Source organism: Streptomyces sp. NPDC028910, assembly GCF_055564955.1.
Map to the genome: position 1 here is coordinate 1 of NZ_JBVHVF010000034.1, position 15,775 is coordinate 15,775.

The following is a 15,775-nucleotide window of genomic DNA, read 5'->3' on the forward strand; positions in this document are numbered from 1 at the left end:
TACCCCCCCCCCCCCCCCCCCCCCCCTCTTTTTCTCCCCCCCCCCCCCCCCCCCCCCCCCCCCCCCCCCCCCCCCCCCCCCCCCCCCCCCCCCCCCCCCCCCCCCCCCCCCCCCCCCCCCCCCGAGGCGGCCCGCAGGGAAGGGCAGCTCCGCAAGGCCCGACGCCCGGGACCGGGGCGGGGCCCGCGGGGCGGTCCACCGCCCCGCCCAGCCCCGCCCCGCCCAGCCCGCCGCCAGGCGCTACGCCTCGCGCGACCCCTCGTACATCTCCTCGATCAGGTGCTTGAACTCACGCTCGACCACCGGCCGCTTCAGCTTCAGGCTGGGCGTCAGATCCCCGTGTTCGACATCCAGGTCACGCGGCAGCAGCCGGAACTTCTTGATCGTCTGCCACCTCTGAAGGCCCTCGTTGAGGGTCTGCACGTACGTCTCGATGAGCCGCACGGTCTCCGGCGCGGCCAGCACCTCCCCGTACGTCTTGCCCTCCAGCCCGTGGTCGGCCGCCCAGGTCAGGATCGACGGCTCGTCGAGGGCGATCAGGGCCGAGCAGAAGTTCCGGTCGGCGCCGTGCACGACGATGGTCGACACGTACGGGCAGATCGCCTTGAACTGGCCCTCGATCTCCGCCGGCGCGACGTACTTGCCGCCCGAGGTCTTGATCAGGTCCTTCTTGCGGTCGGTGATGCGCAGGTAGCCGTCGGGCGACAGCTCGCCGATGTCGCCCGTGTGCAGCCAGCCGTCGGACTCCAGGACCTCGGCGGTCTTCTCCGGCTGCCGGTGGTAGCCCTGCATGATGCCGGGACCGCGCAGCAGGACCTCGCCGTCGTCCGCGATGCGGACCTCGGTGCCGGGGAGCGGCTTGCCGACGGTGCCGGTGCGGTAGGCCTCGCCCGGGTTGACGAAGGAGGCCGCGCTGGACTCGGTCAGGCCGTAGCCCTCGAGGATGTGGATGCCCGCGCCGGAGAAGAAGTAGCCGATGTCGGGCGCCAGGGCGGAGGCGCCGGAGACGGCGGCGCGCAGGTTCCCGCCGAAGGCCTCGCGGAGCTTGGAGTAGACGAGCGCATCGGCGATCTTGTGCTTGGTGGAGAGGCCGAAGGGGGCGCTCGCCCGACCGGTGCGGCGGAAGTTGTCCTGCGTGACCTTGGCGTACTCCCGCGCGACGCCGACCGACCACTGGAAGATCTTGTACTTGGCACCGCCGGCGGCCCGGGCCTTGGCGGCCACGCCGTTGTAGACCTTCTCGAAGATGCGCGGAACGGCGGCCATGTACGTCGGCTGCACGATCGGCAGGTTGTCGATGATCTTGTCGATCCGGCCGTCGACGGCGGTCACGTGCCCGGCCTCGATCTGCCCGGAGGTCAGCACCTTGCCGAAGACGTGGGCCAGCGGCAGCCACAGGTACTGGACGTCTTCCTTGCCGATCAGGCCGGTGGCGACCATCGCCTTGGCCATGTACGACCAGTTGTCGTGCGGCAGCCGGACGCCCTTGGGGCGGCCGGTGGTGCCGGAGGTGTAGATGAGGGTGGCGAGCTGGTCGGGGGTGATGGCCCCGATCCGCTCCTTGACCGCCTCGGGGTGCGCGGCGAGGTACTTCCGGCCGCTGGCCTCCAGATCGGCGAGCGAGAGCACCCAGCCCTCGGGGTCGCCCTCGGCGGCGACCGCGTCGGCGGCCTCCATGACCACGACGTGGGCGAGCTTCGGCAGGTCGGCGCGCCGCTCGCGGGCCTTCGCCAGCTGCTTCGCGTCCTCGGCGATGAGCACCCGGCTCTCGGAGTCCGAGAGGATGAACGCCGACTCGTCCGCGTTCGTGCTGGGGTAGACGGTGGTGACCGCGCCGCCGGCGCACATCACGCCGAGGTCGCAGAGGATCCACTCGACCCTGGTGTTGGAGGCGAGCGCCACGCGCTCCTCCGTCTGGAGGCCGAGGGCGATCAGTCCGGCGGCGATGGCGAAGACCCGCTCGGCCGCCTGGGCCCAGCTGAGCGATTTCCAGTCGTCCGGGGCGTCCTGGCCGCCGGCCGCGGGCACCGGGTACCGGTAGGCCTCGTCGTCGGGCGTCGCTGCGACGCGCTCAAGGAAGAGCACGGCCACGGTGGGCGGGCGGTTCTCGAGATAGGTCTGTGTGTCGCTCACGACATCCTCCGGACCGAACCACGCGGCAGTGCGTGGGCGTGGGGCGCTTGGGGGGCGCTTGGGACTGGCGGGTTTACAGCCGTTGACTTTTTAAACTGGCGAGTAACCGTCGGGCAGTGATCAGACTAGAGGCCGTCCAGCGCCTCCGTACAGAGCTCGCAAGCGGCCGGTTCATAACGAAACAGGCCCCCGCGCCGGTGCGCGGGGACCTGTTCGCGTCGGGTGACGGCGGAGCTGCTACTTCTTCTTGCCGCCGGACTCGTCACTGGAGAGGACGGCGATGAAGGCCTCCTGCGGGACCTCCACGGAGCCGACCATCTTCATCCGCTTCTTGCCTTCCTTCTGCTTCTCCAGCAGCTTCCGCTTACGGGAGATGTCACCGCCGTAGCACTTGGCGAGGACGTCCTTGCGGATGGCGCGGATGGTCTCGCGGGCGATGACGCGGGAGCCGATCGCGGCCTGGATCGGCACCTCGAAGGCCTGGCGCGGGATGAGCTCGCGCAGCTTGGCGACGAGGCGCACACCGTAGGCGTAGGCGGCGTCCTTGTGCGTGACGGCGGAGAAGGCGTCGACCTTGTCGCCGTGCAGCAGGATGTCGACCTTGACCAGGCTGGAGGACTGCTCGCCGGTGGGCTCGTAGTCGAGGGAGGCGTAACCGCGCGTCTTGGACTTCAGCTGGTCGAAGAAGTCGAAGACGATCTCCGCGAGCGGGAGGGTGTAGCGGATCTCGACGCGGTCCTCGGAGAGGTAGTCCATGCCGAGGAGGGTGCCGCGGCGCTGCTGGCAGAGCTCCATGATCGCGCCGATGAACTCGGTGGGCGCCAGCACGGTGGCCCGGACCACCGGCTCGAAGACGTCCGAGATCTTGCCCTCGGGGAACTCGCTCGGGTTGGTGACGGTGACTTCCTTGCCGTCCTCCATGACCACCCGGTAGACCACGTTGGGCGCGGTGGCGATCAGGTCGAGGCCGAACTCGCGCTCCAGGCGCTCGCGGACCACGTCCAGGTGGAGCAGGCCGAGGAAGCCGACGCGGAAGCCGAAGCCGAGCGCCGCCGAGGTCTCCGGCTCGTACACCAGCGCGGCGTCGTTGAGCTGGAGCTTGTCGAGGGCCTCGCGCAGGTCCGGGTAGTCCGAGCCGTCGAGCGGGTACAGGCCCGAGAAGACCATCGGCTTCGGGTCCTTGTAGCCGCCGAGGGCCTCGGTCGCGCCTGCGTGCAGGCTGGTGATGGTGTCACCGACCTTGGACTGACGGACGTCCTTCACGCCGGTGATGATGTAGCCCACCTCGCCGACGCCGATGCCGTCGGCCGGGGTCATCTCCGGGGAGGAGACCCCGATCTCCAGCAGCTCGTGCGTGGCGCCCGTGGACATCATCCGGATGCGCTCGCGCTTGTTGAGCTGGCCGTCGACCACACGCACGTACGTCACGACGCCGCGGTACGAGTCGTAGACGGAGTCGAAGATCATGGCGCGGGCCGGGGCGTCCTTGACGCCGACCGGGGCCGGGACCGTGGCGACGACCTTGTCGAGCAGCGCGTCCACGCCGAGACCGGTCTTCGCGGAGACGCGCAGCACGTCCTCGGGCTGGCAGCCGACCAGGTTCGCGAGCTCCTCGGCGAACTTCTCCGGCTGGGCGGCCGGCAGGTCGATCTTGTTCAGGACGGGGACGATCGCGAGGTCGTTCTCCATCGCCAGGTACAGGTTGGCGAGGGTCTGCGCCTCGATGCCCTGGGCGGCGTCCACCAGGAGGACCGTGCCCTCGCACGCGGCGAGGGAGCGCGAGACCTCGTAGGTGAAGTCGACGTGCCCGGGGGTGTCGATCATGTTGAGGATGTGGGTGCTGCCCTGACCCTCGCCCGTGGTGGGCGCCCAGGGCAGCCGGACGGCCTGGGACTTGATCGTGATGCCGCGCTCACGCTCGATGTCCATGCGGTCGAGGTACTGGGCGCGCATCTGCCGCTGGTCGACCACACCGGTGAGCTGGAGCATCCGGTCGGCAAGGGTCGACTTGCCGTGGTCGATGTGCGCGATGATGCAGAAGTTGCGGATCAGCGCCGGGTCGGTACGGCTCGGCTCGGGCACGTGGCTGGGGATCGCGGGCACGCAGTGTCCTGATTCTCGGTCGCAGTCGGAAGCGTTTGCGGAGCGTCGGTCGGAGCGAAAGTCCGGCTCCCGTCGCTGTCGGCGGCGCGATGTCGGATCTATACGCAGACTCCCATGGTCCCATGGACGGGGCAGTGCGCTCGGTTTGGGCTGCCAGGAGCGTGCCTGGTAGCCTGGGCAGCTGTGTCTCGTATGCCCTCTCAGCTGTCGAGGCACAATCCGAAGAACAAAACTCTGAACCTGAAAAGGCTCTTTCGTGGCGAACATCAAGTCCCAGATCAAGCGGAACAAGACGAACGAGAAGGCGCGCCTGCGCAACAAGGCCGTCAAGTCCTCGCTCAAGACCGCGATCCGCAAGGCCCGCGAGGCCGTCGTCGCCGGTGACGTCGAGAAGGCCACCGTGGCTTCTCGCGCCGCCGCGCGTGCGCTCGACAAGGCTGTCTCGAAGGGTGTCATCCACAAGAACGCCGCCGCCAACAAGAAGTCGGCGCTGGCCTCCAAGGTTGCCTCCCTGCAGGGCTGAGCTCCCTGATGTGATCGCCGGGTAGGGATCCAGTGGGCCCTCTCTCCCGCTCCTGACCGGCACCCCGCTCCGCACACGAAGCGTTCGCCACGCGGGTGCGGAGCAACCAAGAAGTAACCGAAGGCCCCGGCCGCCTCCCTTCCCCAGGGTGACGGCCGGGGCCTTCGTCTTGTCCGGACTGGTCTTGACCTGGCCGGACGGGCTTACCGTCTCTGGGGCCGGGCCGCGCGGGCCACTGCCACGACCGCCTTCTCCAGGGCGTACTCCGGATCGTCGCCGCCGCCCTTGACTCCCGCGTCGGCGGCGGCCACGGCACGCAGCGCCTCCGAGACGCCGTCCGCCGACCAGCCCCGCATCTGCTGGCGGACCCGGTCGATCTTCCACGGCGGCATGCCCAGGTCCCGGGCGAGGTCGCCCGGGCGGGCCCCGCGCGGGGCGGAGGCCAGCTTGCCGATCGCGCGTACCGCCTGGGCCAGGGCGCTGGTGATCAGGACCGGCGCCACCCCGGTGGACAGGGACCAGCGCAGGGCTTCCAGGGCCTCGGCCGCACGGCCCTCGACCGCCCGGTCGGCGACCGTGAAGCTGGAGGCCTCGGCCCGGCCGGTGTAGTAGCGGCCGACCACGGCCTCGTCGATGGTTCCCTCGACGTCCGCGCACAGCTGGGCCGCCGCACTCGCCAGCTCCCGCAGGTCGCTGCCGATCGCGTCCACCAGGGTCTGGCACGCCTCCGGCGTCGCCGACCGGCCCAGCGTGCGGAACTCGCCCCGCACGAACGAAAGCCGGTCCGCCGCCTTGGTCATCTTCGGGCAGGCGATCTCCCGCGCGCCCGCCTTCCGCGCCGCGTCCAGCACGGCCTTGCCCTTGACCCCGCCGGCGTGGAGGAGGACGAGGACGATCTCCTCGTAGGGCGCGTCGAGATAGGCCTTGACCTCCTTGACCGTGTCCGCGGAGAGGTCCTGCGCGTTGCGCATGACCAGGACCTTGCGCTCGGAGAAGAGCGAGGGGCTCGTCAGCTCGGCCAGTGTGCCGGGCTGCAGCTGCTCGGGGGCGAGGTCGCGGACGTCCGTGTCGGCATCGGCGGCGCGGGCGGCCGCCACCACCTCCCGGACGACACGGTCGAGCAGCAGTTCCTCCTGCCCCACCGCGAGGGTGAGCGGGGCAAGCGGATCGTCGGTGGAATTCTTCCTGGTGGCCATCGCCTCCAGCATCCCACGCCGCACTGACAGCCCCCCGCGCCGCGGCCCCCTCCACTGGATCCCTGAGAATGGTCCGGTGAACGTGCGACATGTACTCGTCCTGCCCGACCGCGACGCCGCCGAGGAGGTGGCGCAGGAGGCCGTCGACCGCTTCGGCCTCCCGGAGGAGCCGCAGTTGGTGCGCGACGCGCTGGCCGGCGAGGACGACGCCGAGGACGCCCAGTGGCTGGTGGTCGTCGAGGATCCGCAGGAACGGCTCGACACCGCCTCGCTTGACGGCCTCGCCGCCGAGTACGAGGGCTGGCTGGAGGCCCCGTAGAAGTCGGGCCCGGCTCAGGCCTTGTGGACGATCTGCACGTCCAGGGTCACGTCCACGCTCGATCCGACCGCCGCGATTCCGTGCGCCAGTATCGACTGCCAGTTCAGGGTGAAGTCCTCGCGGTGCAGCTCGGCGGTGGCCCGGGAGGCGGCCCGCACCTCGCCCTCCAGCCCCGTACCGAGACCCAGGTAGTGGGTGTCCAGGGTGACCGATCGGCTGACCCCGTGGAGGGTGAGGGCGCCGGTCACGGCCCAGCGGCTGCCGCTGCGGTGGATGAACCGTTCGCTGTAGAACTCCACCGTGGGGTGCCGGACCGCGTCCAGGAAGTCCCCCGACCGCAGGTGGTCGTCGCGCAGCCGCACGCCGGTGTCGATGCTCGCCGCGTCGATGATCACGTGCATGGAGGAGTCCTCCATGCGCTCGGCTATCCGTACCGCGCCGGCGAACGTGTTGAACCGGCCGCGGATCCGGGCCAGGCCGATGTGCCGGGCCGTGAAGGCGATGGACGAGTGCGTCGGGTCGAGCTCCCAGTGGCCGGGCTGCGGCAGCAGCGGCGGTTCCACCGCGTCGAGGATGATCTCCCCGGTGGCGGGCTCCACCGGCTCCCCCACGAGCGCCACCCCGTGGAACGGCGCGTACCCCTCGGCGGTGACGGAGAGCCGGTACTCCCCCTCCGGCACGGCCGCCGTGAAGCCGCCGTACGGGTCGCTCTCGCCGCTGACGATCCGGCGGCCGATCGGGTCGGTCACCTCGAACGCGGCCTGCCGGACCGGCCGGTGGACCGTGTCGAGGATCCGGTAGCTGAGCAGACGCGCCGTCGGCGGCAGTGTCAGCGTCGCGGATGTGTGCGCGCTGGAACTTCCGGCCGTCTCCATCCCCCGTCGGCGACCGAACATGGCTGATGCACCCCCGTGCTGTGTGGACTTGGACCGTTCTGGCGAAGACGCATTCGATCATGCTGTCGGGTTGTGGGCAAACAGAGGGGTCGCGCCCGGTATGCCCGCGCCGGCTCCGCCGCCGACGGGCGGGAAACGCCCGCAGCCGCAGGCCCGTTCCGCTGACGGCGATCGAGCCGTCGGTGTCGGTGCGCAGTACCGTCGCCCCCACCGCTCGCAGCCGGGCGAGCGTACCCGGCGCGGGGTGTCCGTAGCGGTTGCCCGCGCCGACGGGGACGAGCGCGAGCCGTGGCCGGACCCGGGCGTGCAGCTCGGGGTCCTGGTGCGCCGAGCCGTGGTGGGCGACCTTGAGGACGTCCACCGGACCCAGGTCCGGATGCTCCCTCAAGAGCGCCTGTTGCGCCGGTGGTTCGAGGTCGCCGAGCAGGAGCAGGGTCAGTCCCGAGCCGCGCACGAGCAGGGCGACGCTCGCGTCGTTGGGACCCTCGGTCGGTGGTCCGGCCGGCGGCGGCCAGAGCACCTGCCATGCGAACGGGCCGGCCCGGCGCCGCTCCCCCTGCCTCGCCCGCACGATCGGCACACCGGCGGCCGCCGCGGTCCTGCGGACGAACTCGGCCTGCCCCGGCGGCTCTTCCAGCGCGGTGGCCTGGATCACCCCCACGGACCGCCCCCGCAGCACCCCGGACAAGCCTCCAACGTGATCGGCGTGAAAGTGCGTCAGCAGCAGCATCGGGACCCGGTGCACACCCAGGGCGCGCAGACAGCCGTCCACCGGACCGGGATCGGGACCGGCGTCCACCACCACGGCCTCGCCGGGGCCCACGGCGAGGACGGCGGCGTCCCCCTGCCCCACGGCGCACTGCACGTAGCTCCAGTCGGGCGGGGGCCAGCCCGTGAGCGTACGGGTGAGCTGCGGCGGCCGCAGTACGGCGAGGAGCAGCAGCACCGCCAGCGCGGAGCAGAGCCACCTCCCCCGCCGGAACCGGACACCCCCGATGCCTACGACGGCCACGGTCGCGGCGGCCAGCAGCAGGCCGCCGGTGAGCCCGCCCGGCCAGGGCAGCTCCGCGCCCGGCAGCCGCGCGCCGGCCCGGGCCACGGCCGCGATCCACCCGGCCGGCACCCCCGCGCACCAGGCGAGCGCCTCCGCGGCGGGCATCCACAGCGGGGCGACCGCCAGCGCCGCGAAGCCGAGCACCGTAGCCGGGCCGGCCGCCAGCTCGGCCAGCAGATTGCACGGCACCGCCACCAGGCTGACCCGGGCCGCGAGCACCGCGACCACGGGCGCGCACACCGCCTGGGCGGCTGCGGCGGCCGCCAGGGCCTCCGCGAGCCGCGGCCCCATCCCGCGCCGCCGCAGGGCTTCGCTCCACCGGGGCGCGAGGGTGAGCAGCGCCCCGGTGGCCAGGACGGAGAGCAGGAAGCCGTAACTGCGGGCCAGCCACGGGTCGTAGAGCACGAGCAGCAGCACCGCGGCCCCCAGGGCCGGGATCAGGGACCTGCGCCGCCCGGTGGCGATGGCCAGCAAGGTGAGCGCCCCACAGGCCGCGGCCCGCAGCACGCTCGGCTCCGGCCGGCACACCACCACGAACGCCAGCGTCAGTGCGGCCCCGCACAGGGCGGTCACCCGCAGCGAGAGTCCGAGCCGGGGCGCCAGCCCGCGCCGCTCGGCCTGCTGCGCGCGGGACGGGGGCCCGATGAGCAGGAACAGCACCACGGTCAGGTTCGACCCGGAGACGGCCAGCAGGTGCAGCATGTCGGTGGCCCGGAAGGCCTCGTGCAGATCGGGCGGGACCCTGGAAGTGTCCCCGACGACCAGCCCCGGCAGCAGGGCCCTGGCGTCCGGTGCGAGCCCCTCGGTGGCCTCGCGCAGCTCGGCCCGCAACCGACCCGCGAGCCGCTGCGCGGTGTCGGGGCCACCGGTCACGCCGGGCGGGGTGTCACCGGCCGGGCGCAGCAGCGCCACGGCCCGCTCCCCGCCCTGCGCCGGGGCCAGTCGGGCGACCACCTCCACCCGGGTGGAAGGCTGCAGCCCGGCCCATCCCGCATGCCCGGCCAGCACCCGCACCGGGGTCCGGACCCGGGTGCTCGCCCCGTCGGGCCCGGTCACCCGGGTCAGTACCGCGTCCAGCACCACCAACGGCGACCCGCTCCCGCTCCCGGCGGCCCTCGGGTCGGAGCCGATCGTGAGCTCGGCGAGGACGCGGGCGTGCTCCCGCGCCAGCCCGGCGACCGGCCCGGCCCGCGCCTCGGCCCGCTGGAGCCCTGCCACCCCGGCCCCGGCGGCCGCGCACAGCAGGGCCGCCGCCACGGCCGGTGCGACCTTCCCCAGCGGCCCCCGGCGGCGGCAGCCGGCCAGCATCAACAGGCCCGCGCAGGTCACGCCCAGCCCCACCCCGACGGCGGTCCGGCCGGCGGGGGCGTCCAGGGCGAGGGCGGCCGCCGCCCAGGCGGCCACGGCCGGCACCGCGAGGCGCAGATCCACCGGGCCCGGCCCCTCGGGGCGGTTCACGGCCGCACCAGTGTGCGCAGCTCGGCGAAGCGCCGTTCACCGATGCCGTTGACCTGGCGGAGCTCCTCCACGGAACGGAAGCCGCCGCGGGCGGTGCGGAAGTCCACGATGTGCTGCGCGAGCACCGGCCCGACCCCCGGCAGAGCGTCCAGCTGCGCGACCGTGGCCGACCCCAGACTGAGCGGGCCGGGGCTCGGGCCTCCGGTGGCCCCGCCCGGCGGCGGCGGCGCCGGGGCGCCCACCAGCACCTGCTCGCCGTCCACGAGCACGCGGGCCCGGTTCAGCCCGGTGGTGTCCGTACCCGGCCGCACTCCCCCGGCGGCGGCCAGCGCGTCCTCCACCCGCGATCCGGCGGGCAGTCGGCGCACACCGGGATCCCGGACCTTGCCGCTGACGTCGACGATGATCGGCCCGGCGCCGACGGCGCCCCCCGGCGCGGCCGGAGCCGTCGCGGCTGCCGGCACCACACCAGGGGCGAGCACCGCGGGCACGGTCACCGCCCGCGGCCGGGCCGACCAGTACTGCTGCCCGGCGAAACCGACGGCGGCGACCAGCACCACGGCGACGGCGGTCACCGTGCGCGGCTCCACTCCGCAGCGGGCCTGTAGCCACAGCGGCAGCCGCTCCCGTACGGCCAGCCTCCGCGCGGTCCCGGAGGGCAGCTCGACCGCCTCATCGGGCGGAGCCCCGGGATCCGTCGCGGACGGGGCAGGCACCTGGGGCGGGCTGCTGCCGCCCAGCAGGGCTTCGGCCCGCCGGCGCACCGCCCCCGGCTCCGGATGAGGAGCCCGGTGGCCCCGGCGGCCACGGCGGTGGCGGAGACGACTGTCGGAGAGGCGGGGGCGGCCCGGTCCACTGGTGGCGCCCGACGGATGCGGCATACGCGTTCGAAGAGTCATGCCACGACCGTAGGGGCCCGCCCCGAACGCCGTTCGGAGCCTTCAATTCCGGTGGATACCGGGCCCGTTGTGGATAACCGAGTCACCCGTTCCGGTGATCAGCGGGGCGAGATGACCGCCGCCAGCAGCCCCGGCCCGGTGTGCGCCCCGATCACCGCGCCGACCTCGCTGACGTGCAGCTCGACCAGGCCGGGGATGCGCTCGCGCAGCCGCTGGGCGAGCTTCTCGGCCCGCTCCGGAGCCGCCAGGTGGTGCACCGCCACGTCGACGCTGGCGGACCCGGCGCGCTCAACGGCCAGCTCCTCCAGCCGGGCGATGGCCTTGGTGGCCGTACGCACCTTCTCCAGCATCTCGATCCGCCCGCCGTCCAGCGTCAGCAGGGGCTTCACCGCCAGGGCCGAGCCGAGGAGGGCCTGCGCGGCCCCGATCCGGCCGCCGCGGCGGAGGTAGTCGAGGGTGTCGACGTAGAAGTAGGCGGACATGTCCGCGGCCCGCTTCTCGGCGGCCGCCACGGCCTCGTCCACGGAACCGCCCGCCTCGGCCACCTCGGCGGCGGCGAGGGAACAGAAGCCGAGGGCCATCGCGACCATGCCGGTGTCCACGACGCGTACGGGCACGGGCGCGGTCCTGGCGGCGACCACGGCGGCATCGTAGGTACCGGAGAACTCGGCGGACAGGTGGAGGCTGACGATGCCGGTGGCCCCGGCGTCCGCGGCCGCCCGGTAGGCCCGGACGAACTCCTCCGGGCTGGGGCGCGAGGTGGTGACCGAGCGGCGCTTCTGCAGGGCCAGGGCCAGGCTGCGCGCCGAGATCTCGGTGCCCTCCTCCAGTGCCTCGCCGCCGAGCACCACGGTGAGCGGGACGGAGGTGATTCCGTGCCGCGCCATGGCCGGTTGGGGCAGGTAGGCCGTGGAATCGGTGACGATGGCGACATGGCGGGACATGAGGCGGAGGTTACCGCCCGTGGGCGCCGGACGGCAGCTCGGGCCCCTTGGCGGAGCGCCGGAGCCGCGAACGGCCGTTACTGTACGGCGTTGCGGCGGCGCGGCCGGATGCGGCTCGGGCTCAGGTGGTGCTCTCCGGGCGGCGCGTCTTGTGCCAGGGGTATTCGGGAGCCGGGGCGGCCGGATTCAGGGCCGCCTGCTGCTGCCCGGGAGCGGTCCCCGAAGCCGAAGCCGGCGAAGACGCCTGCGCCTGCGCCTCTGCCTGCGCCCGCGTCCGACCCGCCTCCGGCCCCTTCGCCTGCGCCGCGTCCCATGCCGCGGCCGCCGCCGCCAGCTCGTCCACCGACTCCCGCGACCAGTCCCGCAGCGCGTCGGACTCGACCTCGATCTGGGCCGACAGGGCGGACAGGTCGTCCTCCGCGAAACGGCGCGCACGGTCGCGCGCGGCCCAGCGCAGCGAGTCCGCGGCCTGCGTGATCTTGGCCGTACGCTCGCGCAGGTCGGGCAGGCTGTCCGCGATCCGCTTGCGGTCCGGTTCCTGCTCCAGCCGCTTCAGCTCGTCGTCCAGCTCGTGCCCGTGCGCGCTCAGCCGCTCGAACAGCACGATCGACTCCCTCAGCGAGGCGTCCACCCGTGCCCCGTCGTGCAGCGCCTGCTGCGTGGACCGCATCGACGTCCGCAGGTCGAGCCGCAGCTGCGCCAGCGCCCCCGCGACCCCCACCTGGCCGAAGCTCTTCGCCCGCAGGGTGGTGTCCTCCACCGTCCGCCGCGCCTGCGTGATCGTACGGTCCACTCCCCGCTTGGTCGCCTTCACCACCTTGACGGTCGCGTACACCCCCAAGCCCAGGAAGGCGAAAAGCACCATCAGCGCGAAGATGATCAACGCGGCCTCCATGAGTGTCCCTTCCCCAGTCCCCGCCAGCTCATTTTTCGTCCCCTCCACCGTAAACGCCACGGGCAGGCCGGGGGTTCCATTCGAACCCCCAACCTGCCCGTACGGGATCACCCCCATGCGGGGGCGCGATCGCGGATGGGATCTCGGCTGAGATCTCAGATGACGATGTTCACCAGCTTCGGCGCGCGCACGATCACCTTGCGGATCTCCGCGCCGCCCAGCGCCGCCACGACACCCTCATCGGTCACCGCCAGCTGCTCCAGCTCCGCCTCCGAGATCGTCGGCGACACCTCCAGCCGCGCCTTGACCTTGCCCTTGACCTGCACCACGCACGTCACGCTCTCGTCCACGACGTACGCGGGGTCCGCGACCGGGAAGTCCTGGTGGACCACCGATTCGGTGTGGCCCAGGCGGTGCCACAGCTCCTCCGCGATGTGCGGGGCCAGCGGGGCGACCAGCAGCACCAGGGACTCGGCGACCGAGCGCTCCAGCGGCCGGCCGGCCTTCGTCAGGGCGTTGTTCAGCTCGGTGATCTTCGCGATGGCGGTGTTGAAGCGCAGCCCCGCCAGGTCGGCACCGGCCCCGTCGATCGCCTTGTGCAACGCGCGCAGGGTGTCCTCGGCGGGCTCGGCGTCGACGACCGTCACCGCGCCCGTCTCCTCGTCCACGATGTTGCGCCACAGGCGCTGCAGCAGCCGGTACTGGCCGACCACGGCCCGGGTGTCCCACGGACGCGAGACGTCCAGCGGGCCCATCGCCATCTCGTACAGGCGCAGCGTGTCGGCGCCGTACTCCTCGCAGATCTCGTCCGGCGTGACGGCGTTCTTCAGGGACTTGCCCATCTTGCCGTGCTCACGCTTGACCGGCCGGCCCTCGTGGAAGTAGCCGCCGTCGCGCTCCTCGACCTCCGCCGCGGGCACGTAGACACCGCGCGAGTCGGTGTACGCGTACGCCTGGATCATGCCCTGGTTGAACAGCTTGTGGAACGGCTCCGCCGAGGAGACGTGCCCCAGGTCGAACAGCACCTTGGACCAGAAGCGCGCGTACAGCAGGTGCAGCACCGCGTGCTCGGCGCCGCCCACGTACAGGTCGACACCGCCGTGCGGCGCGCCCTCGCGCGGCCCCATCCAGTACCGCTCGATCTCCGGGTCCACCAGGGCCGACGCGTTATTCGGGTCCAGGTAGCGCAGTTCGTACCAGCAGGAACCGGCCCAGTTCGGCATGGTGTTGGTCTCGCGGCGGTAGGACTTGACCCCGTCGCCCAGGTCCAGTTCCACGTTGACCCACGCCTCGTTGCGCGACAGCGGGGTCTCCGGCTTCGACGCGGCGTCGTCCGGCTCGAACGTGCGCGGCGAGTAGTCCTCGACCTCGGGCAGCTCCAGCGGCAGCATCGAATCGGGCAGCGGGTGCGCGACACCGTCCTCGTCGTAGACGATCGGGAAGGGCTCGCCCCAGTAGCGCTGACGGCTGAACAGCCAGTCACGCAGACGGAAGTTGACCGTCCCCTCGCCGATCCCCCGCGCCTCCAGCCAGGCCGTGATCGCGGCCTTCGCCTCGGGGACGTCCAGGCCGTCCAGCGAGACGCCCTCGCCGACGGAGTTGACCAGGACGGCGTCGTGCGAGACGAACGCCTCGTCCCACTGCGCCGGGTCGGTGCCGCGCCCGTCGGTCGGCGCGACCACGCAGCGCATCGGCAGCTCGAAGGCGCGCGCGAACTCGAAGTCGCGGCTGTCGTGCGCCGGAACGGCCATGATCGCGCCGGTGCCGTAGCCCATCAGCACGTAGTCGGCGATGAAGACCGGGACCTTGTCACCGCTGACCGGGTTGACCGCGTACTCGCCGGTGAATACACCGGTCTTGTCCTTGGCCTCGGCCTGCCGCTCGACGTCCGACTTCGCGGCGGCCTGCTTGCGGTACGCGGTGACGGCCTCGGCCGGCGTGGCGTGCCCGCCGGTCCACACGTCGTGGGTGCCCTCGGGCCAGGCGGCCGGGATGAACTTCTCCACGAGCGGGTGCTCGGGCGCCAGCACCATGTAGGTGGCGCCGAACAGGGTGTCCGGACGGGTCGTGAAGACGGTGATCGCCTCGTCGCCCAGCGCGAAGTCGACACGCGCGCCCTCGCTGCGGCCGATCCAGTTGCGCTGCTGCAGCTTGATCGCCTCGGGCCAGTCCAGCGCGTCCAGGTCGTCCAGCAGCCGGTCGGCGTACGCGGTGATCCGCATGTTCCACTGGCTCAGCTTGGACTTGAAGACCGGGAAGTTGCCGCGCTCGGAACGGCCGTCCGCGGTGACCTCCTCGTTGGCCAGTACGGTGCCCAGCCCGGGGCACCAGTTCACGGGCGCGTCCGAGGAGTACGCCAGCCGGTACTCGTTCAGTACGCCGGCCCGCTCGCCCGCGCTCAGCGCCGCCCAGTCACGACCGCCGGGAACCTCACGGGAGCCGTCCTCGAAGGCGGCGACCAGCTCGGCGATCGGCCGGGCCTTCCGCGCGTCCGTGTCGTACCAGGAGTTGTAGATCTGCAGGAAGATCCACTGCGTCCACTTGTAGTAGTCGGGGTCGATCGTGGCGAACGACCGCCGCTTGTCGTGGCCCAGGCCCAGCCGGCGCAGCTGCACCTTCATGTTCTCGATGTTCGCCTCGGTCGACACGCGCGGGTGCGTGCCGGTCTGCACGGCGTACTGCTCGGCCGGCAGGCCGAAGGCGTCGAAGCCCAGGGTGTGCAGCACGTTGTGGCCGGTCATCCGCTGGTGGCGGGCGAAGACGTCGGTGGCGATGTACCCGAGCGGGTGGCCGACGTGCAGCCCCGCACCGGACGGGTACGGGAACATGTCCATGATGAACTTCTTGGGCCGCGCGACCACTGCGGGGTCCCCGGCCAGGTCACCGGTCGGGTTCGGGGCCTCGTACGTGCCCTGCGCGTCCCATACGTCCTGCCAGCGTGCCTCGATGTCGGCGGCCATGGCAGCCGTGTAACGGTGCCCCTCGGCCGCCTCGGGGGCCGGGGTGTTCGTCTCGCTCATGATTTCTGAAGCTCCATCGATCGTCTCTGCCGTCTCTGCCTGCCCAAACGAAAAAACCCCTCGCACAGGAGGGGACGCCGCGCCGAGGCCGACCATCTCGAAGGGTCGGTACTGATCAGCGCGGCTCGGTAAGCAGAAGGCGTACGGCACGCATGGCGTCAGGGTACCGCAGCGGCCCGTGACGACGCCCAGCCGTTCCACCCTGCGACACGACGAGCAGCGGGCAGGACGAGAAGCGGGCGCCGCGAGGAGGGGCACGACGAGAAGCGGGGGAACCCACCCCGGGGGGCCCCCTCTTCCCCTCCTCGCCCCGGAAAAGTAAAACCCCTCCCCCC

The 15,775-nt window shown here is 72.3% G+C and carries 10 protein-coding genes and 1 pseudogene; 2 read left to right on the forward strand and 9 right to left on the reverse strand.

Going from position 1 to position 15,775, the window contains the following annotated elements; all coding sequences use genetic code 11:
* Positions 1–240: 240 nt before the first annotated feature.
* Both ACZ4TV_RS29925 and lepA read right to left on the reverse strand, forming a co-directional pair.
* On the reverse strand, positions 241–2,133 hold the full coding sequence (locus ACZ4TV_RS29925) for an AMP-dependent synthetase/ligase (protein ID WP_468138241.1): 1,893 nt from the start codon (positions 2,131–2,133) through the stop codon (positions 241–243).
* A 237-nt stretch (positions 2,134–2,370) separates the two neighbouring features.
* Positions 2,371–4,236 carry a translation elongation factor 4 gene (lepA, locus tag ACZ4TV_RS29930; RefSeq protein WP_468138242.1) on the reverse strand — a complete coding sequence of 622 codons (1,866 nt, stop codon included), beginning with the start codon at positions 4,234–4,236 and terminating at the stop codon, positions 2,371–2,373.
* A gap of 256 nt (positions 4,237–4,492) precedes the next feature.
* On the opposite strand from lepA, the gene rpsT reads away from it, so the two are divergent.
* Complete coding sequence (rpsT, locus tag ACZ4TV_RS29935; protein WP_052871690.1) at positions 4,493–4,759, forward strand: 30S ribosomal protein S20; 267 nt, start codon at positions 4,493–4,495, stop codon at positions 4,757–4,759.
* 203 nt (positions 4,760–4,962) lie between these two features.
* On the opposite strand, the gene holA is transcribed toward rpsT, so the two are convergent.
* On the reverse strand, positions 4,963–5,955 hold the full coding sequence (gene holA / locus ACZ4TV_RS29940) for a DNA polymerase III subunit delta (RefSeq protein WP_468138243.1): 993 nt from the start codon (positions 5,953–5,955) through the stop codon (positions 4,963–4,965).
* 76 nt (positions 5,956–6,031) lie between these two features.
* Here holA and ACZ4TV_RS29945 point away from each other — a divergent pair, with 76 nt between their 5' ends.
* On the forward strand, positions 6,032–6,274 hold the full coding sequence (locus ACZ4TV_RS29945; protein ID WP_468138244.1) for a hypothetical protein: 243 nt from the start codon (positions 6,032–6,034) through the stop codon (positions 6,272–6,274).
* A gap of 14 nt (positions 6,275–6,288) precedes the next feature.
* Here ACZ4TV_RS29945 and ACZ4TV_RS29950 read toward each other — a convergent pair whose 3' ends face one another.
* The 6 genes and pseudogenes from ACZ4TV_RS29950 to leuS all read right to left on the reverse strand — a co-directional run bounded on the left by ACZ4TV_RS29950 (position 6,289) and on the right by leuS (position 15,440).
* Positions 6,289–7,170 carry a YceI family protein gene (locus tag ACZ4TV_RS29950; protein ID WP_468138246.1) on the reverse strand — a complete coding sequence of 294 codons (882 nt, stop codon included), beginning with the start codon at positions 7,168–7,170 and terminating at the stop codon, positions 6,289–6,291.
* Between the two features lie 136 nt (positions 7,171–7,306).
* A pseudogene (locus tag ACZ4TV_RS29955) lies at positions 7,307–9,532 on the reverse strand (ComEC/Rec2 family competence protein); the annotation flags it as partial.
* 146 nt (positions 9,533–9,678) lie between these two features.
* A complete protein-coding gene (locus tag ACZ4TV_RS29960) occupies positions 9,679–10,581 on the reverse strand; it encodes a ComEA family DNA-binding protein (protein WP_468138247.1) in 903 nt (300 codons plus the stop codon).
* A 98-nt stretch (positions 10,582–10,679) separates the two neighbouring features.
* Entirely contained in the window at positions 10,680–11,525 is an 846-nt protein-coding gene (locus ACZ4TV_RS29965) for a DegV family protein (RefSeq protein WP_468138249.1), read from the reverse strand.
* A 121-nt stretch (positions 11,526–11,646) separates the two neighbouring features.
* Positions 11,647–12,420: a hypothetical protein gene (locus ACZ4TV_RS29970; RefSeq protein ID WP_468138251.1), complete on the reverse strand. Its 774-nt coding sequence runs from the start codon at positions 12,418–12,420 to the stop codon at positions 11,647–11,649.
* A 155-nt stretch (positions 12,421–12,575) separates the two neighbouring features.
* A complete protein-coding gene (gene leuS / locus ACZ4TV_RS29975) occupies positions 12,576–15,440 on the reverse strand; it encodes a leucine--tRNA ligase (RefSeq protein WP_468138252.1) in 2,865 nt (954 codons plus the stop codon).
* Between the last annotated feature and the right edge of the window lie 335 nt (positions 15,441–15,775).

What these genes read in the sequence shown, in the direction of transcription:
- holA (WP_468138243.1), bottom strand. Translation starts at nt 5,955, where the DNA reads ATGGCCACCAGGAAGAATTCCACCGACGATCCGCTTGCCCCGCTCACC.
- ACZ4TV_RS29970 (WP_468138251.1), bottom strand. Translation starts at nt 12,420, where the DNA reads ATGGAGGCCGCGTTGATCATCTTCGCGCTGATGGTGCTTTTCGCCTTC.
- ACZ4TV_RS29965 (WP_468138249.1), bottom strand. Translation starts at nt 11,525, where the DNA reads ATGTCCCGCCATGTCGCCATCGTCACCGATTCCACGGCCTACCTGCCC.
- ACZ4TV_RS29960 (WP_468138247.1), bottom strand. Translation starts at nt 10,581, where the DNA reads ATGACTCTTCGAACGCGTATGCCGCATCCGTCGGGCGCCACCAGTGGA.
- ACZ4TV_RS29950 (WP_468138246.1), bottom strand. Translation starts at nt 7,170, where the DNA reads ATGTTCGGTCGCCGACGGGGGATGGAGACGGCCGGAAGTTCCAGCGCG.
- leuS (WP_468138252.1), bottom strand. Translation starts at nt 15,440, where the DNA reads ATGAGCGAGACGAACACCCCGGCCCCCGAGGCGGCCGAGGGGCACCGT.